The sequence below is a fragment of the Actinomyces sp. oral taxon 180 str. F0310 genome, assembly GCF_000185285.1.
Lineage (GTDB): Bacteria > Actinomycetota > Actinomycetes > Actinomycetales > Actinomycetaceae > Pauljensenia.
In genome coordinates this window covers 2,071,861-2,089,634 of record NZ_GL622194.1, presented here as the reverse complement: position 1 = coordinate 2,089,634, position 17,774 = coordinate 2,071,861, and the positions used below count along the sequence as shown (strand labels likewise).

The following is a 17,774-nucleotide window of genomic DNA, read 5'->3' as shown; positions in this document are numbered from 1 at the left end:
CTCACTTCACGTAGGGGACGTTCTCGGCGGCGGGCGCCCGGGACTTACCGACAAAGCCCGCAACCGCGACAATGGTCACGACGTAGGGGATCATCGACACCAGGTTGGAGGGGACCGCGCTGGTCAGGTTCGGCAGCATGTGAGCCAGGGCTTGGGCGAAGCCGAACATGACGGCGGCGCTCATCGCTCCCAGCGGGTTCCACTTGCCCAGGATCATCGCCGCCAGGGCGATGTATCCGTTGCCCGCGGAGATGTTGTCCGTGAAAGCCAAGCCCGAGCCGATCGTGAAGAACGCGCCCCCCAGACCCGCGAAGGCGGAACCGAGAATCGTGTTCGTCGTGCGCGTGCGCTGAACGTTGATGCCGACCGTGTCGGCGGCTCGAGGGTGCTCGCCGCAGGCACGCAGGCGCAGGCCCCACCGCGAGCGGAACAGGAAGAACGCCAGCGCAACGACCGCCACGTACATCAGGTACACGAGGATCGACTGGTTGAACAGGGCCGGCCCCACGACGGGGATCTCCGACAGGAGCGGGATCTTGATGCTCGACAGCGAGTACTGGTTCGTGTTCAGGCTCACCGCCGGATTCTTCATGACGGTGCCCGCGAAGAACGTCGTGAGACCCAGGGCCAGCACGTTCAAGACGACGCCGACGATGATCTGATCGACCCCGTACTTCACGGAGAAGAGCGCCAGCAGCACGCCCAGGGCGGCTCCCGCCAGCGGGGCCGCGAGCAGTCCGGCGTATGGGTTCTGGAAGAAGGAGGCCACCATCACGCCCGCGAAGGCGCCGACCAGGAGGTCACCCTCAATTGCGATGTTGACCACGCCGACTCGCTCCGAGATCACGCCCGAGAGGGCGCCGAAGATCAGGGGCGTCGACAGTGCCACCGTCGAGACGAGGGTCGAAGTCAGCGTCACGGATCCGGTGGCCGACCCCGAGCCCGCGTACACGAGGAACCCACACACCGTCGACACGCCGACGACGACCATCGCACCGACACGTGCCCACGACGGGGAGCTGGCACGACGCAGCGTCGAGGCGATCGTCCACGCGGTGATCGCGATGGAGACGAGGGCAAGCACCCACACGACGGGGGCGCCCGCCACGACGATGTCGGGGATCGAGTACGACTGCGACTTGTCGTTGAGCAGCACCCGCACATCCCCGCGGGTGGCGGCGGCGAGAATGACCAGAAGGATGCAGGCGGCCACGTAGACGCCCGGGAGCTTCCAGGATCGTTTGACCTCAACCTGCGTGCGCGTTCCACGCTCACTTGTGCTCATCACTGCTCCCCTTTCGAAGTTCTTCCACACGCCGGGCGTTGGGCAACCGGAACAGCCACCGCACGAGCGCCGGCGCGGCGATCAGCAGCACGATCACCGACTGCAGGATCAAGATCATGTCGATGGGCACGCCCTTGGTTTGCATCAGGTAGCCGCCCGCCTTGAATGCGCCGAACAGCAGGCCCGCTCCGAAGGTGCCCAGCGGCTTGTTGCGCCCCAGCAGGGCGACGGTGATCGCGTCGAAGCCGATCGACCCGGCGACGTCGCGCGAGACGTAGCCGAGGGTACCCAGGGCCTCGTTGGCGCCGGCCAGGCCCAGGAACGCGCCGGAGATCACCATCGTCACCGCCGTGATGCGCTCCACCGATATTCCGGCCGTGCGCGCCGCGGCCGCGTTCGCCCCGACCGCCCGAATCTTGAAGCCGAGGGTCGAGCGCTCCATCAGCCACCAGAAGGCCGCGAGAGCGATGATGGCCACGATGATGCCCGCGTGCAGCTTGAAGGGGGCGGACAGCAGACGCGTCAACTGGGCGCTCGGGTCAACGTTGGGGGTGATGGGCTGATTAGACCCGGGGGCTTGCCATGCCTTTTGGCCCAGGAGGTAGCCCAGGCCGAGCGTGGCAATCGAGTTGAGCATGATCGTGACGATGACCTCGTTGGCCCCCGTCTTCGCCTTCAGCACGCCCGCGATGCCCGCGTACACTCCACCCGCGATCATCGCGGCGAGGAGGGCTACCAGCGTGTGAAGCACGGGAGGCAGCTGCAGCGAGAAGCCCACCCACACGGCCGCGAGCGCGCCCATGATGATCTGGCCCTTGCCGCCGATGTTGAACAGGCCGGCCCGGAAACCAACCGCCAGCCCGAGGCCCGAGATGATCAGAGGAATCGAATAGAACAGCGAGTTCGTCAGGGGCACGATCATGCGGGTAAAGGTCGCCGCCTCGGGGTCCACGATGGCCCCGCGGAACATCGCGTAGTACGCGTCCGTCACCGAGGCCCCCGACATCGCGATCAGGATCGCGCCGATCACGAAGGCGATCAGGACCGCCAGCACCGACACGAACCATTGCGAGGCCAGGACTCGGACAATCGCGATCCGGGCTCCGCTCTTGTGCGTAGTCATTTCTTTTCCTCCCCGTCAACGCCCTCGGTGTCGGCGGATCCCCTCGACGCGGCCACGGCCTCGTCGAGGGGGACGCCGGCCATCATGAGGCCCAGCACGTCGCGCCCCGTATCCGGCGCAACGATGCCGACGAGGCGTCCGCGGTACATCACGGCGATACGATCCGCCAGGGCCACGACCTCGTCCAGCTCCGACGAGATGAGCAGGACCGGGCAGCCCTGGTCTCGAACGTCCACGATCCTGCGGTGAATGAACTCGATGGACCCGACGTCAACGCCGCGCGTGGGTTGGTTGGCCACCAGGAGCGTCAGGTCCTTGGAAATCTCCCTTGCCACGACGACCTTCTGCTGGTTGCCGCCGGACAGGGAAGAAATCGGGTCGTCGATCGACGTCAAACGGATGTCGTATTCCTGTTCCTTCTCGCGGGCGTTGCGCGCGATAGCGCCGAGCTTCAGGGAGCCTCCCGCCGAGAATTCTCGGGACGTGAACTGATCCAGGACCAGGTTGTCGGCGATGGAGAAGGAGGCGATGATGCCATCCGTCGACCGGTCCTCCGGAATGAAGCCGACGCCCGCGTCCAGGGAATCACGCGGATTGGCGTGAGTGATGTCCGCGTCCCGGAGACGAATGATGCCGCTGTGGGGGGTGCGCAGGCCGAGGATCACCTCGGCCAGCTCCGTCTGACCGTTCCCCTGGACGCCGGCGACCGCCAGGATCTCTCCCTGACGAACGTCGAAAGACACGTGGTCGATGAGGGGCACTCCCCCCGAACCCAGCAGGGATACGTCCTCGAAGGCCAGGCCGCTGCCCTCGGGCTTCGCCGGGTCCTTCTTGACGCGCATGAGCACCTCGCGTCCCACCATCTGGGTGGCGAGGGACGCCTCGGAGTCCGTGGGGGATGCGTGGCCCACGACGCGGCCCCGCCGGATGACGGTGATCTTGTCGGCGACCGCTCGGATCTCGCGGAGCTTGTGGGTGATGAACACGATGGAGGTTCCCGCGTCCGCGAGCTGACGCATGATGGTCATGAGCTCGTCGGTTTCCTGCGGGGTCAGCACGGCGGTGGGTTCGTCCAGGATGAGGACCTTTGCCTCGCGCGACAGGGCCTTGACGATCTCGACGCGCTGCTGGGCGCCCACGGGCAGGTCTTCGATGAGCGCGTCGGGGTCCAGGTCGAAGCCGAAGCGCGCCGACACCTCTCGAACGGTCCCCCTCGCGCGCTCGCGGCTGATGATCCCCGCCGGACCGGTCGGCTCGAACCCGAGCGCAATCGACTCGGCCACGGTGAAGACCGGGATCAGCATGAAGTGCTGGTGCACCATGCCGATGCCCGCCGCAACTGCGTCCCCCGGCCCCTTGAAGGTCACGGGAGTTCCGTCGATCAGGATCTGCCCCTCGTCGGGGGCGTGCATCCCGTACAGGACGTTCATGAGCGTGGACTTACCCGCGCCGTTCTCTCCCAGTAGGGCGTGAATCTGCCCCTCCTCGATCGTCAGGTCGATCGAGTCGTTTGCTGTGAGGGGGCCAAACCTCTTCGTGATCCCCCGCAACTCCAATTTCATTCCTTCGTCCTTCCCCCGCTTGGGCCCGCGCTGCGCGCCCGACAGGCGGGTGGGGCTGGCCCCCTCATCGCGGCCAGCCCCACCACCGGGCATCACTTCGGAGCGTTCTGCGATTCGATCGTCAGCTTGCCCGACTTGATGTCCTCGGTGAGCTTTTGCAGGTCATCCTTCAGCTCCGCAGGAACCTTCGCATCGAAGTCGTGGAAGGGAGCCAGGGAGACTCCTCCGTTGGCCAGCGTTCCCACGTACGGGGTCGCCGAGAAGTTACCGTTGACCGAGTCGGTGATGGCCTGCTCGACGGACGCGCCGATCTCCTTCATGACGGAGGTCAGCACGATCGAGGAGTAGTCGGGGTTGGCCTCGTACCAGTCGGAGTCCACGCCGATGATCGACGTGTTGCCATCGGCCATGGCTGCGGCCGCGGCACCCAGGCCGACAGGGCCGGCCACCGGCATGATGATGTCAGCTCCCTGAGAGATGAACTGCTGGGCCTGCTGCTTGCCGAGCGCCTGGTCGTCGAAGGACTGCGTGAAGGAGCCGGTCTGGCTCGCCTTGTCCCAGCCCAGGAGCTGGACCGAGGTGCCCTTGGCCTTGTTGTAGGCATCGACTCCGTCCGCGAAGCCATCCATGAACACCGTCACGGAGGGGATCTGGATGCCGCCGAAGGTGGCGACCTTTCCGCTCTGGGTCATCCCGGCGGCGGCGTATCCGGCGAGGTAGGCGGCCTCGGCGGTGTTGAACAGCAGCGGGCGTCCGTTCTCAACGGTCACCGTGTTGTTGTTGCCGTCGCTGAAGCTGGAGTCGACCAGGGCATAGTGCAGGTCCTTGTTTTCGTCGGCCGATGCGTGCATGGCCTTCTCGAGGTTGAAGCCCACGCCGATGATCAGGTTGCAGTTGTCGGAGACCATCGTCTCCACGTTCGGCTTGAAGTCGGCGTCCGAGCTTGACTCGGCCGTGTTGATCTGGATGCCGAGCTTGGACTGGGCGGCCTTCAGGCCGTTGTAGGCGGACTCGTTGAAGGACTTGTCGTCCCAGCCGCCGGCGTCGGAGACGGCGCACGCCTTAAACGAGGCGGCGTCCTTGGCTTGGCCGGTCTGTCCGGCGCTTCCTCCCCCGCCGCATCCGGCCAAGGCGAGCGTAGCAACTCCCGCAGCAGCAAGGAGTTTTGTGAGGTGCTTCATGGGTTTTATCCTCCGTTGATGTGGATTCTTCCTTGAACAGGTGGCGGCGCGGATCGCAGAGGCACTCCACGCACCCGGTACGCGAACATTTGTCACGATGGACTTTTGCGTATGCTACGAGTCTCCCGCGCCGCCACCGGCGTGTCAACAACAACTAGTTCTCGCTTTGGTAACGATTCGCACGTCGACGAGCGAGAACCCCCGCGCCGCCGATCGCGGCGATGGCCGCCGCGCCGAGCAGCGCCTCGGCGTAAGCGCCGGTGCGAGCCAGGCCGCCTCGCTTGCCGCCCGGGCTGGGCGAGGCGGAAGGCGTCGGAGCACTCGGCGTCGCGTCACCACCGGCGTCAGGGGTCGGGGACGGCTGGGCGGCGCCGTCACCGGCGCAGGCGACGGGGATCGTCACCCCGTCCGAGGCCTCGACGACCGTGGCGAAGTCAGTCGCCACGGTCACCGGCGCCCCCACGACCTCTCCGGCCGCCTTGCCTCGGCAGGATCCCACGACGGTTACGGACACCGATGCCTGGCCCGCACCGTCGGTCGTGATGATCGAGGCCGCGTCGGAGGCGTGCGCATCGACCAACGAGTTGTCGACATCGGCCACGGCCTGAGCGCCGCCCGCGCTCACGCGCACCTTCGAGGTGATCGACGGCCCCTCGGAGAAGGACAGCCCGCGCAGCGGAATCGTCACGGTCGCGCCGTCCGCCACCGGCTCGGTGGGCAGCGTCAGCCCGATCGAGGACTTCGCCTCGCGGGGGGCGAGCGAGCTCATCGCCTGCGCGCCTCCCTTCTTACCACCCGAGTTCTCCGCGAGGTACTCGTTGAAGGAGTCTCGGTCCAGGTTGCCGTTCGTCGTGGCAGCTCCCCCGCGGGTCAGGGCCTCGAAGGAGTCGCCACCCGCCAGCAGGAAGGACACGGAGCCGACCGTGTACGTCGCGTCGGCCTTCAGCGGCTCACCGTTGATCGTCACCGACGTGATGCGCTGGCCATAGGGTTTGGCTGGGTCGTAGGTATAGCGCACGTTCGAGGAGAGGCCCAGCTTGAGCATCGGCCTGGAGTTCTGTGAGTTCAGGTCCGTCTTCCACTGCTGCTCGAGCGCGTCCTTGACGTCCGATCCCTTCAGGGTGACGTATCCCAGCTCATCGGAGAAAGGCTCGACCTCGTAAGTCTGCGCGTAGGTGATCGTGCCGTCCTCGTTCGGCACCAGGTCGGCACGCAGGCCGCCCGCCATGATCATGCCGATGTCAACGCTCTTTCCATCCGGGGTCAGGATCGTTTCGCGCAGGGAATCCGCCACCAGGTCGCCCAGGGAGGATTCGATGCCTCGGTTCGATCCGGGGTCCGTGGCCCCCTCGGGCGTGGTGAAGACGCCGCGCTTGAAGGGGGTCGTGTAGCCGGTCGCGACGACGCGCTTGCCCGCCTCCTTCGAGTCGGCTTCGGCCTTGTCGACGACCGCCTGGGTCGCCGGATCCGCGCCGCACGCCGCGACGTCGGCGGCGGGAATGAGGATCGAATCCGCCGAGCTGACCTTGCGCGTCTTGGGGTCGATCGTCAGGCGGATGAGCCCCAGGTTATCCGTGTAGGAGCCCGACGCGATTCCCGCCAACAGGGGATTGGCCGAGTCGAAACGCTCGTGGGAGTTGACGTGGTCGAACTCGTAGGGCACGTGGGTGTCGCCGCCCATCAGGCCGTCCACGTCCTTGCCAACCTTCGGGTAGTTGTTCTTCACGTCGTCGTCGAGCATCGCGATGACGACGTCGGCCGTTCCGCTGCTCTTGAGCTGCGCGGCCAGGGAGTCGATGCGCTTGATTGGGTCGGTGAAGGTCAGTCCCGCGGTCGTTCCCGGGCTCAGCTTGTAGGGGACGTCCTCGGCGATCGCGCCGATGAACGCGACGGTCATACCGGAGGGAGACTTCCACAGCTTGTAGTCGCCGAGGTAGGGGGTCCCCTCCCCGTACGTGCCCATGCCCTGGATGTTCGCTCCGAGGTAGGGGAAGGTGGCCTGAACGAACTCGCTCGGGTTGGACCCGTCGACTCGCTGCTTGAAGACCGCCTGTCCCATGTCGAGCTCGTGATTGCCAATGGTCGAGGCCAGCGGATTCATCGTGTTGAGGGCCGCGATCGTCGGGTTGTCCTTGAGGGAGCCCGAGATGTAGGGGGATGCTCCGATGTTGTCTCCCAGCAGGGTGAAGGAGGAGTTCGGATTCTCCTGGGTCGCCTTCTTCAGGTAGCAGTTCATGGCGGGCAGTCCCGCTTCGCGAACCACTCCCTTCTTGGACACCTGCTGAATGTGCCCGTGGACATCCGTCAGGTTGTACAGGTCCAGGGTGATGGGGGCGTCTGTGCCCTCCTGGGCGTCCGCGAGCGCCGCCGTCGGCACGAATGCCAGGGCGAGCGCCGCCGTCGATGCGAGCGCCACGTGTCTCCAGGGTGTGCGCATGGTGTGTTCCTTTCTGAGCGGCTACCGTGCCGCATCCAGCGTGATGGTTGGGATAAAGGGGTGCTCAGCTCCGACGCCTCCAGCGCCGCGACAGGCCCAGGCTCACGCCCCCCGCGCAGGCCAGGAGCGATCCGAGGAGGACGGCGTGATCAGCGTGCGAACCGGTGGCCGCCAGGCGGTGCTTGTGCGCCGCTGAGGGCGCCTGGGGCTGCTTCGAGCCGGGCGGAGGCGATGGGAGCGCGGAGGGGGTCGGCCCTCCCGGCTCCGCCGATGGGCTCGGATCGCCTCCGGGGGTCGGGGCGAGCAGGGTGAGGCCGATGATTTCGGGGTTGTGGTCCGAGGATCGGTAGGGGTTGTCCGCCTCGATCCTCAGGTGTGCGTTCATCCCGGCCCGCGAGTACTCGAAGGCTACGGATTCCTGGGCGTTCACCGCCCAGCTGGTCACGCCCGCCAGGAGGGATTTGGCGGCCGCGTTGGCAAAGACGTGATCGAGGGAACCGGAGCGGCCGGAGTACACGTAGGATGCTTCCCCCTGGCCCGAGACGCGTTCCCATCCTCTGGCGGTCAGGGCTCGGACGGGGTCTTCCTGCGAGTAGGAGTTGAAGTCGCCAACCAGCAGGGTCGGCTTGTCGGCAAAGCGAGCGGCGAAGGCGGCGAGGGCCGAGGCCTGGGCGACTCGGATCGCGTTCGCGTTGCCCTGGCCGTCTCCGTTGTCGCGGTTACCCTCCCCCGCCCCGTCGGGGACGGATCCCTTGGACTTGAAGTGGTTGGCGATGACGACGAAGGACGAGGAGCTCGCGCCGGTGCGCGCAAACTCCTGGGCCAGCGGCTGGCGCGCCAGACCGGCGAAGGCCGGGTCGTCGTGAATGAGGGAGTCGCCCACCGGGGTGACGATCGCAGGCTTGTAGATGAAGGCGACGCGAATGACATCCTCTCCCGCCGGGGTGATCGGGGGCGATGGCACGTATGCCCACTCGGCTGTCCCCGCCGCCGTGTTCAGCGCAGACACGAGTCGAGCCAGGGAGGCGTCTCGATCTGTCCCCACCCCCACGCCGACCGGGTTCTCAATCTCCTCGAGAGCAACGACGTGCGCACCCAGGGCATTGATCGCCGAGACGATCTTGGCTTCCTGGTTCGCAAAAGCCTCCCTCGAGTAGGCTCCACGCACCCTGCACTTCTTGGTGGTGACGAAGGCGCCGGTGCGGTCGGGATACCCCGTGCATCCGGCCTCGTCAACCCCCAGATCGGAGAAGTAGTTGAGGACGTTGAAGGTGGCGACTCGGGTGTCGCCACCAAGCGTCGGGGCGCTGGGGCGCACCCCCGTGATCGCGATGGGGGAACGATCGGGGTGCGCGGCGACCATGGAGGTGGGCTGGAGGATCCAGGAGCCGTGCCTGACTTCAAGGATGACCGGGGCTGCAAAGGTCGCGTGGTATCCGACGCGTGCGGGAGACCCGTTCGCCAGGTACGCGTAGGGGGCTTCGGTGGCCGTTCCCTTCTGGAGGTTGGTGTTGGCTCCGTCGTCGAGCGCGATGGCCTTCGAGGCGTTGTCCGCTTCGTAGTCGCGGGCCGCCTGACCGGGTGCGACAACATCGGTGGCGGCTCGCAGCGGAGCATCGCCCGGCGTCAGGGTAAGGGTTCCGTAGAGGTTGGCCTGATAGTTGTCGGTGATGGTCCAGGTGCCCTGGGGGGCGAGCAGCATGGATTCGTAAGCTTCCGCCGATGCGCCCCGGGGCACGCCCGTGATCGGCGTCGGTTTCGGCGCCTGGCAACCGCTCACCTCGGTGACGGTCGTGGCGGCGAGCTGGGTGAGGCTCTCCGGGTTTCCTTTCGCGGTCGTGGCGGGAAGCTCACCGACCGTTCCGCTCACGCGCACGCAGGTGCCGACCGCCGGGATTGTGCCCTCCTTACCCGCGTAGACGAAGAGAGCGTCGGATCGGCTCTTCCCCTCCTCCCAGGTGCCGCCGGTTCCCGGAGTCTGGATCGTGTAGCCGTCCAGGGTGCCGGTCAGGGACGACTCGCCAGCCGGATAGGAGGCGGTCACGACACCAAGCGTCGTGACCGACGTGCCGGTCAGGGCGGAATCGTCACCCTCACCGAGAGCTTGGATGTCCGCGATGGGCGTGTCCGCCTCCGATTCTTGGGAGGTCACCGCCTCGGCACCGGGGCCACTCTGTGCGGCCTCGGGGCTGGGCGAGGTGGTGGCTCCCTCCCCGCTCATCGCGGGCTCGGTCGGCGTCGGCGAGGGCTGGGCGCTCACCGCGCCGATGCCCGCACCCCCAGGCGCGGCAGCCTCATCGTCTCCCACGTCCCGCGCCCACGAGGCCGGGGAAAGCCCCAGGCCACACAGCGCGAGCGCTCCAACGACAGCTAGTGAACGTTTCCCGTAGGTCATCGGGTGTCCTCTTCTCAACCTCACGTCGTCGTGAGGGACCAGCAGGCCCCATGCATTGGCCATCCTTACCCAATGCAACACGAGTATTGACAAGTGTAAACGACATCCAGCGAAAATGGAAACAGTCGGGACACTCCCCCGTCACATTCCGCGCGGGGGATGAACTCGCTCTCAGGACGCCGAGTAGGGGGAGACGACCACCTGGGCGCGCTGGAGATCCTTGACCTCCGAATACCCCGTCGAGGCCATGGTCCGCTTGAGTGCGCCCACAAAGTTCAGGGAACCGTCCGCGCGCGTCGAGGGGCCGTAGAGGATCTGCTCGAGCGTACCCGTCGTCCCCACGCGCACGCGCTGGCCACGCGGCATGTCCGGATGCGTGGCCTCCGACCCCCAGTGCCAGCCCCTGCCCGGGGCTTCCTCGGCGCGAGCGATTGCGGCACCCAGCATGACCGCGTCGGCCCCGCAGGCGATCGCTCGCGACAGGTCGCCGCTGCGCCCAATCCCCCCGTCGGCGATGACGTGTACGTAGCGTCCACCGGACTCGTCCATGTAGTCCCGACGCGCGGCAGCCACGTCCGCGATCGCGGTCGCCATCGGCGCGTGGACGCCCAGCGACCGACGGGTCGAGTGCGCCGCTCCCCCGCCGAAGCCAACGAGGACCCCGGCCGCGCCCGTGCGCATCAGGTGCAGGGCGGCGGTGTCGGTGCACACGCCACCAACGATCACGGGAACATCCAGCTCGTAGATGAAACGCTTGAGGTTCAGGGGTTCGCGACGCGACGAGACGTGCTCGGCCGACACCGTCGATCCGCGAATGATGAACAGGTCGACGCCTGCGTCGACGACCGCGCGCCAGTACTTCTGGACGCGCTGGGGCGAGAGCTTGCCCGCAACGACCACTCCCGCCTCGCGCAGCTGCCTGAGGCGCGCCGTGATGAGCGAGGGCTTGATCGGCTCGGAATAGACTCGCTGAAGCGTCGCGATCGACTCTTCCTGCCCGAGGCGCGCGATCTCCTCCAGGATGGGCGTCGGATCCTCGTACCTCGTCCACAGGCCGTCCAGGTCAAGAACGCCGATGCCGCCGAGGCGCCCGAACGCGATCGCCGTCTCCGGGCTCATCACCGAGTCCATGGGGGCTGCCATGAGGGGGGTGTCCACGTGGTAGGCGTCTATCTGCCAGCCCACGTTGACGTCCTCGGGGTCGCGGGTGCGTCGTGCTGGAACGAGCGCGATGTCGTCCAGGGTGTAGGCGCGCCGACCGCGCTTACCGCGCCCAATCTCCACTTCGTGGCTCATGAGCCGATTCTACTGCCTCCGCGACGCAGATGCGCCCGCCCTCTGCCACACTGGAGTCACCGGCGAGAACAGGAGCAATCATGAGCTGGATCGACGACCCGTGGATGGGTTTTGACACCGAGACGACGGGCGTTCGTCCCCTCAAGGACCGCCTGGTCACCGCCGCTCTCGTCCTGCGCATTGACGGCGCCTCCTACCGCTTCGGCGTCAGCGAACCCGATCAGGTTGCCACGTGGCTGACGGATCCGGGCGTCGAGATCCCGGAGCAGGCGACGGCCGTTCACGGCATCACGACCGCGCAGGCGCGAGACGAGGGACGCCCCATCGAGGAGGTCCTCCACGAGCTCGCGGGTTCCATCGTCGAGCACTGGTTGCGCGGCTACCCCCTCGTCGCGTTCAACGCGAGCTACGACATCACGTTGGTGAACCAGGAGCTGCGCCGACATCGCGTGGGGTCTTTCGAGGAACGCCTCGAGGGGGCGCCCATGCTGGTCGTCGATCCCCTGGTCCTGGATCGTAAGCTTGATCGCTTCCGTAAGGGCAAGAAGACCCTCACGGAGATGGCCCCCGTGTACGGGGCTGCGGTCTCCCCCGACGCGCACACTGCCGAGGTGGACGTGGCTATGACCCTCGACGTGCTGGCCGGAATCGCCGACAAGTACCCGCAGCTGGCAGACATGAGTGCCCTGGAAGTGACCGACTACCAGCGTCAGGCCCACCAGGAGTGGGCCGAGGATTTCGAGAAGTACCTGCGCAAGCAGGGGCGTGAGGCCACCATCGACCGGGAGTGGCCGCAGATCACCCCCCGGGGGCGCGGCGGCGATCAGGAGTAAGACCGCAGGCAGCGGAAGTAGGTATCGCTCTATTCCGCCTCGTCGCGGGCGCGTAGTCTGCAGGGAGTGTCCGGGACGACATCCACGAGCTTTCTCCGTGGGCAACTCTTGCCCGAGGTGGAGCGAGGCGTCCAGGTGTCAGCTCCGCCTGACCCGGAGCGAGGCGTCCAGGTGTCAGACATGCCCGAGGCGCGACAGCACGCGTCACGGCCGTTGCACGCCTAACGGTATCGAAACGTGCGCGCGAATCGGTTCTCATGCGCGCGTTGACCCACGCCCCGCGCGCCGCCCCGATTTACGCACACATGACCGCTGTTCCGCACGTTAACCCTTTAACTTGCATGCTCAACCCTACAACCTGCACGCAGGCAGCACTGCCCACGTGCGTATCAAGGGGTCCACGAGCGCGTCGGGCGTTAGCGCGCGGGAATGCATCAGGCACACAATGGGGAACGCCGCCGCGCTCTCAGGCCTCCACTCGCGGATAGGAAACGGCCATGCGGATAGCTTATGAACACGCGGATAGGCTAATAACCTATCCGCAAGGCGACAACCTATCCGCGTAGCAACAACCTATCCGCGAACGTGCCGAATGAGCGGCTGAGCAAGACGGCACTCGCTCGCGGTATCCGTGAGGTGTACGAGAGGCCCCATTCTCGAGGTGTAGGAGAATCCAACGGCCACCTCGCAGGCTCGCGGCCAGGCTTTGAGCCGAGGGATCGAGGCGCGGGCGGGCAGGCCTACGGTGCCCGGACCACCGGTGGCACAGCCAGCAGAAACCCCAGCAACGCAGCCAGCAAGAACACCTGTGCCACAGCCAGCAAGAACCCCGATGACATGAAAAGCCCGGAGGCGCATCTGCGCCTCCGGGCCTCAACACAAGGCTCACTTTTCCTTGATGAGATCCAGCCACGTGCGGCGCTCACCCACGAGGAAACCGAAGTCGCGGTTCTGATCCGCGATCGCCGCATCCGTCGCGGGGTTCTTGATGAGTGCGGCCAGGACGTCGGGGGCAGCGGTGATGGCACCCACGCCCTGGCGGACCAGCTCGAGGACCTGCTCGGAGTTCTTGAAGGATGCGGCCAGGACGTCGGCCTGCAGGTCGTAGGAGCGCAGTGTCCGGTGGATCTCGGAGGCGACGCGCACGCCGTCGATGCCGTAGTTGTCCATCCGGTTGACATAGGGGGCGACGTAGCGGGCCCCGGCCTTGGCGGCCATGAAGCCCTGCATAGACGAGTGGATGCCCGTGGCGGTGACCTGCATACCTTCGCGCACGATGCGCGGGATCGCGGCGAAGCCCTCGCGCGTCACCGGCAGCTTGATGAAGAGGTTGCCTCCGATCTCGCCACGCAGGGCGCGGGCCTCGGCGACCATGTCGTCGGCGCGCTCGGAGACGATCTGCACGTGCAGCTGGGCGCCGTCGGGCAGGATCTCCTTGATCTGGTGGAGGACCTCGAGGGGCTCCTTGCCCTCGCGATACAGGATCGTCGGGTTGGTCGTCACGCCGTCAATGGGCAGGTATTCCAGGGTCTTGGCGATGGAATCGACGTTCGCGTGATCGATGAGGATGAGCATGTGAGCAGCTCCTTTGCGGGGTTGTGAGTTTTCGCACCCCTAGGATAGCGCGGGCGGGAGCAGCCCACTGGCCTCTCCCGCCCGCCTCCTCAAGCGATCCGCAGACTACCGAGCGGAGGAGTGATAGTTCGGCGCCTCCGTCGTCATCTGCACGTCGTGGGGATGCGACTCGCGTAGCCCCGCGGAGGTGATGCGCACGAAGCGCCCGTTGGCCTTGATCTGGGCGATCGTGGAGGCACCCAGATAGAACATGGTCTGATGCAGACCACCCACGAGCTGATAGATCACCGAGGCAAGGGAACCCGTGTAGGGAACCTGTCCCTCGATGCCCTCGGGGACAATCTTGTCGTCCGAGGTGACATCGGCCTGGAAGTAGCGGTCCTTGGAGTAGGACTTGCGGCCGCGCGAACTCATAGCTCCCAGCGACCCCATGCCACGGTATCGCTTGAACTGCTTGCCATTGGTGAACACGACTTCGCCCGGCGACTCCTCGCAGCCCGCCAGCAGGGAGCCGAGCATGACGGTGTCGGCGCCGGCCACGAGAGCCTTGCCGATGTCGCCCGAGTACTGCAGTCCGCCGTCCGCGATGAGCGGGACCCCAGCCTCGCGGCACGCCTGGGCGGCCAGATGGATCGCGGTGATCTGGGGGACGCCGACGCCCGCGACGACTCGGGTCGTGCAGATCGACCCCGGTCCCACACCGACCTTGACGGCGTCAACACCGGCATCGATGAGCGCCTGGGCACCCTCGGTCGTGGCAACGTTGCCGCCAATGATGTCGATCCCCTCAAACGCCGGATCGGCCTTGATTCGTCGGATCATGTCGAGAGCAAGCTGCGCCCCACCGTTGGCGGTATCAACGACCAGGACGTCCACCCCGGCCTCGGCCAGCGCGCTCGCGCGCTCCCAGGTGTCACCCCAGTAGCCGACGGCCGCCCCGACGACGAGGCGTCCACGCGAGTCCTTCGTGGCGTTGGGGTACTGCTCGGTCTTGACGAAGTCCTTGACGGTAATGAGGCCCGTGAGTCGATCATTCTCATCCACGATCGGCAGCTTTTCGACGCGATGCTCGGCGAGCAGGTGCTTGGCGTGCTCGCGGGAGATGCCCACCTGACCGACGACCAGGCGGTCGCGCGGAGTCATGCAGTCGCGCACGCGCAGCGTCGCCCACTCTTCCTGGGGAACAAAACGCAGGTCTCGGTTCGTGATGATGCCCAGGAGCGAGCCGTCGTCGCTGACGACGGGGAGGCCGGAGACGCGGTAGTGGCCACACAGGCGATCGAGTTCGTCGATTGTGGCGTTGGGACCGACGGTCACGGGGTCTTCCACCATGCCGGACTCGCTGCGCTTAACCTGGCGGACCTGCGCGGCTTGCTCCTCAATCGAGAGGTTGCGGTGCAGGATACCGATTCCCCCCTGGCGCGCCATGGCGATAGCCATCCGCGCCTCGGTGACGGTATCCATCGCGGCGGACAGGAGGGGCACGCGCAGCGAGATATTCGTCGTCAGGCGGCTCGTGGTGTCAACGGATGAAGGAACGACGTCCGTGAGCTCGGGTAGGAGCAGGACGTCGTCGTAGGTGAGGCCGGTCAGGCCGAAAGGATCGTGTGTAGCGAGTTCTCCCATGGGCCAATTGTAGGCAGTCGACACGGCTTTCGCGTACCGGCCTCACCCGGGCAGGCAGGGACTCGCCCGCCCCGACGGGCCCGGCTCCTCTCATTCGTCGCCGCGCCCGTGGGCACGGCGCGCACGCGCCATCGTGGCTCCCGTGACTGTGAGATCAATCGGCGCGGCTCCCCGCGCCAGCATACGGGCGGCGGTGAGAGCGTCGGGGCGTCCCTCCCACACGCGCATCGACACGGAGCCATCGGGGCCGACCTCGTGAATCCACCGGCCCATTCCTGCCCGCGCGTGCGAGTCGGCCCACGCCACCGCGCGCGCGTAATCAACCGCGAGAGCCTCGGCGCGGTCGGCGGGGACGAGTTCGGCGAGGACGCGGGCCGCGCTCGCGGCCTCGCACACCACCCAGTGCATGCGCTCGGGTGCGGCGACCGCTCCGGTGGGGTCCAGCGTATAGACGAAGCCGCCGATTCCCCGCTCCGTCCATCCGTCGGCGAGGGCCCGGTCGTACAGGGCGATGGCCGTGTCCAGCATCCACGCTCCGGGCTCCTCGCCCATGGTGCGCAGGATCGCGATCACCTGTCCGATGAGGCGCGCCGCCTTGAAGCCCAATCCCGGCACGGTGTCCAGTGGGCGGATGAGTTCGCGCGCCGCCTCGTCGTCGGCATCCGACAGGGGCCGCCACTGCGCGTCGTAGAGGTCGGGCAGGGCGAAACCGGCGCGCGCGGCGACCTCGCCGACGAGGCGCATGATGGCACGCGCCCGATCGAACCAGGCACGCCGGGAGGTCGCCTCCCACGCGGCGAGGTAGGCCTGCGCGGTGTCGAGGTTGGTGGAGAGGCGTCGCAGGGGCGAGCGGAGGCCGCTCGCCGCGTCGATCTCCTCGCGCACGCTGCCCGTCCGCGGATCCCACCAGCGCCGATCCTGATCCGCGTCGAGCTCGTCGAGCAGATGCGCGGCCCCCTCGTGGCCGAGCATGGAGGCCGCCGCGGCCGCTCCGATCATCGCCGACTGCGCCCGCTGGGACAGGAGGGCGCGCGGAACCGGCGTGGCGCTATCCTGCGAGGTCGGCACCACCTCGGCGTACCACGCACCCTGCTCGGCGCGCAGCGGGCCGCGCATCGCGGCGAGGCCGTGGGAGACGAGGTGAGAGGCTCCTTCGATACCTCGCATCTGCGCAAGGGCGAAGACGTGGGTCATGCGAGCGCTAATCCGGGCATCCAGGGGACGACCGAGATCGGCCTGCCCGTCCGCGCGCAGGAAAGCAAAGCCGACGCGCGCCTTCGACCGGGACGCGAAGGCGACGAGCGCGTTGAAGTCGGCGTCGAAGGCACGGCGCAGGTCTTCGTTGTTCCAGGGGGCGTTCATGACTGTTCTCCTACCGGGACGTACCCTCACCGTAGCACCTGACCAGGTCATTTCGCCCCAGCGAGCAGATTGTGCGCCAACGACGTCAAGCCTGGGGGCCCACACCCTTACCGGTCGGCTCAGGAACGGCCAACCAGCTGCAGGTCGGCCTGGGGAGCGAGAAGTGCGAGGGCCTCCTCCACGCACGCGCTGACGGTGCGCACCCTTTGCACCCGGGGCGAAAGGACCTCGGGGGAATCGCTTCCCACCACGATCATGGGGACGCCGTAGCGCGCGTCAAGTTCCTCGATCGTGTCCGCGCACGTGGCCCCGCAGCCGAAGACGACCGCGAGCGCCGGCACCCCGCCGCGCACGTACTCGCGGAATCGATCACAGGCGGTCGCGCCGTCGTAGTCCTCACTGGACAGGACTCGCACCTCGCACCCGTACCAGGCCAGGGCGATGCCGATGACCTGGGCTGCCGTCTCGTGGGGGGCATCGCTGATGAGGGCGACCCGGTCTCCCCCGACGAGTGCGCGCGTGGGACGCGAGTGGTAGACGCCGCGACACACGCGCTGGAAGGCGTTGATCAGCATGAGCGCGGGAGCGGCTCCGACGGGGTCACCGGCGGGGGCGGAACGCAGGGATTTGAGGGCAGGCTCGACGAAGCGCGACCACGTGTGAACGAGGCCGTGGCTGGCGACCGTCGCCTCAAGAACCTCCTCAAGGCGCGGGTAGTCGTCGCCGAGGGCGACCGTTCGTAGCTGGGCGGCGTTGGCAGGTCCCACGCGCGGATGCAGGGACGTTTCGGCGAGCGCTCGGCGGGCTGCTTGGGCTGCGGGCATCCCCGCTCGGATGTGGTTGATCATCGCACGCAGGCGCTCGACGTCCTCGGGCATGTAGCGGCGGCGGGCACCCGCCTGTCGCCCCGTCGGGCCCAGGCCGTAGCGTCGTTCCCAGGTCCGCAGGGTCGAGGCCGAGACGCCCAGTTCGTCGGCGACGGAGGAGACCGTGCGACAGCGATTGGCCTGCGTGGACTGCGTGAGAATCGCCCGCGGCATGTCCCCTCCCCCTTTTGTTCATGCTGGTATGACTTCGATTGTTGCGTGTTCTCCACACA

General features: G+C 67.1%; 12 protein-coding genes. 1 reads left to right on the top strand and 11 read right to left on the bottom strand.

Going from position 1 to position 17,774, the window contains the following annotated elements; translation table 11 throughout:
* Window position 1: 1 nt before the first annotated feature.
* From HMPREF9006_RS08910 to HMPREF9006_RS08880, 7 genes are all read right to left on the bottom strand, one after another.
* Window positions 2–1,285: an ABC transporter permease gene (locus tag HMPREF9006_RS08910; protein ID WP_009213264.1), complete on the bottom strand. Its 1,284-nt coding sequence runs from the start codon at window positions 1,283–1,285 to the stop codon at window positions 2–4.
* Window positions 1,272–2,408, bottom strand: a complete 1,137-nt coding sequence (locus HMPREF9006_RS08905) for an ABC transporter permease (protein WP_009213263.1) — start codon at window positions 2,406–2,408, stop codon at window positions 1,272–1,274. Before HMPREF9006_RS08905 ends, HMPREF9006_RS08910 begins: the two co-directional genes overlap by 14 nt.
* On the bottom strand, window positions 2,405–3,970 hold the full coding sequence (locus HMPREF9006_RS08900) for an ABC transporter ATP-binding protein (RefSeq protein ID WP_034231627.1): 1,566 nt from the start codon (window positions 3,968–3,970) through the stop codon (window positions 2,405–2,407). The genes HMPREF9006_RS08905 and HMPREF9006_RS08900 overlap by 4 nt, the downstream gene beginning before the upstream one ends.
* Window positions 3,971–4,062: 92 nt before the next feature.
* On the bottom strand, window positions 4,063–5,151 hold the full coding sequence (locus tag HMPREF9006_RS08895; RefSeq protein WP_009213261.1) for a BMP family lipoprotein: 1,089 nt from the start codon (window positions 5,149–5,151) through the stop codon (window positions 4,063–4,065).
* Window positions 5,152–5,305: 154 nt separating this feature from the next.
* On the bottom strand, window positions 5,306–7,588 hold the full coding sequence (locus HMPREF9006_RS08890) for a bifunctional metallophosphatase/5'-nucleotidase (protein WP_034231624.1): 2,283 nt from the start codon (window positions 7,586–7,588) through the stop codon (window positions 5,306–5,308).
* Window positions 7,589–7,652: 64 nt separating this feature from the next.
* Entirely contained in the window at window positions 7,653–9,983 is a 2,331-nt protein-coding gene (locus tag HMPREF9006_RS08885; protein WP_009213259.1) for an ExeM/NucH family extracellular endonuclease, read from the bottom strand.
* 171 nt (window positions 9,984–10,154) lie between these two features.
* Window positions 10,155–11,279 carry a GuaB3 family IMP dehydrogenase-related protein gene (locus HMPREF9006_RS08880; protein ID WP_009213258.1) on the bottom strand — a complete coding sequence of 375 codons (1,125 nt, stop codon included), beginning with the start codon at window positions 11,277–11,279 and terminating at the stop codon, window positions 10,155–10,157.
* Between the two features lie 80 nt (window positions 11,280–11,359).
* Between HMPREF9006_RS08880 and HMPREF9006_RS08875 the strand changes: the two genes are divergently transcribed.
* Entirely contained in the window at window positions 11,360–12,112 is a 753-nt protein-coding gene (locus tag HMPREF9006_RS08875) for an exonuclease domain-containing protein (protein ID WP_009213257.1), read from the top strand.
* Between the two features lie 885 nt (window positions 12,113–12,997).
* Here the strand turns inward: HMPREF9006_RS08875 and HMPREF9006_RS08870 are convergent.
* From HMPREF9006_RS08870 to HMPREF9006_RS08855, 4 genes are all read right to left on the bottom strand, one after another.
* On the bottom strand, window positions 12,998–13,687 hold the full coding sequence (locus HMPREF9006_RS08870; protein WP_009213256.1) for a transaldolase family protein: 690 nt from the start codon (window positions 13,685–13,687) through the stop codon (window positions 12,998–13,000).
* Between the two features lie 105 nt (window positions 13,688–13,792).
* Window positions 13,793–15,313 carry an IMP dehydrogenase gene (gene guaB / locus HMPREF9006_RS08865; protein ID WP_009213255.1) on the bottom strand — a complete coding sequence of 507 codons (1,521 nt, stop codon included), beginning with the start codon at window positions 15,311–15,313 and terminating at the stop codon, window positions 13,793–13,795.
* Window positions 15,314–15,403: 90 nt separating this feature from the next.
* Complete coding sequence (locus tag HMPREF9006_RS08860; protein WP_009213254.1) at window positions 15,404–16,675, bottom strand: AGE family epimerase/isomerase; 1,272 nt, start codon at window positions 16,673–16,675, stop codon at window positions 15,404–15,406.
* Window positions 16,676–16,794: 119 nt separating this feature from the next.
* Window positions 16,795–17,715 (bottom strand): MerR family transcriptional regulator, encoded by a 921-nt coding sequence (locus tag HMPREF9006_RS08855; RefSeq protein WP_009213253.1) that lies wholly within the window; start codon window positions 17,713–17,715, stop codon window positions 16,795–16,797.
* Between the last annotated feature and the right edge of the window lie 59 nt (window positions 17,716–17,774).

Coding starts and splice junctions, on each gene's coding strand:
- HMPREF9006_RS08910 (WP_009213264.1), bottom strand. CDS start 1,285: ATGAGCACAAGTGAGCGTGGAACGCGCACGCAGGTTGAGGTCAAACGA.
- HMPREF9006_RS08905 (WP_009213263.1), bottom strand. CDS start 2,408: ATGACTACGCACAAGAGCGGAGCCCGGATCGCGATTGTCCGAGTCCTG.
- HMPREF9006_RS08900 (WP_034231627.1), bottom strand. CDS start 3,970: ATGAAATTGGAGTTGCGGGGGATCACGAAGAGGTTTGGCCCCCTCACA.
- HMPREF9006_RS08895 (WP_009213261.1), bottom strand. CDS start 5,151: ATGAAGCACCTCACAAAACTCCTTGCTGCTGCGGGAGTTGCTACGCTC.
- HMPREF9006_RS08890 (WP_034231624.1), bottom strand. CDS start 7,588: ATGCGCACACCCTGGAGACACGTGGCGCTCGCATCGACGGCGGCGCTC.
- HMPREF9006_RS08885 (WP_009213259.1), bottom strand. CDS start 9,983: ATGACCTACGGGAAACGTTCACTAGCTGTCGTTGGAGCGCTCGCGCTG.
- HMPREF9006_RS08880 (WP_009213258.1), bottom strand. CDS start 11,279: ATGAGCCACGAAGTGGAGATTGGGCGCGGTAAGCGCGGTCGGCGCGCC.
- HMPREF9006_RS08875 (WP_009213257.1), top strand. CDS start 11,360: ATGAGCTGGATCGACGACCCGTGGATGGGTTTTGACACCGAGACGACG.
- HMPREF9006_RS08870 (WP_009213256.1), bottom strand. CDS start 13,687: ATGCTCATCCTCATCGATCACGCGAACGTCGATTCCATCGCCAAGACC.
- guaB (WP_009213255.1), bottom strand. CDS start 15,313: ATGGGAGAACTCGCTACACACGATCCTTTCGGCCTGACCGGCCTCACC.
- HMPREF9006_RS08860 (WP_009213254.1), bottom strand. CDS start 16,675: ATGAACGCCCCCTGGAACAACGAAGACCTGCGCCGTGCCTTCGACGCC.
- HMPREF9006_RS08855 (WP_009213253.1), bottom strand. CDS start 17,715: ATGCCGCGGGCGATTCTCACGCAGTCCACGCAGGCCAATCGCTGTCGC.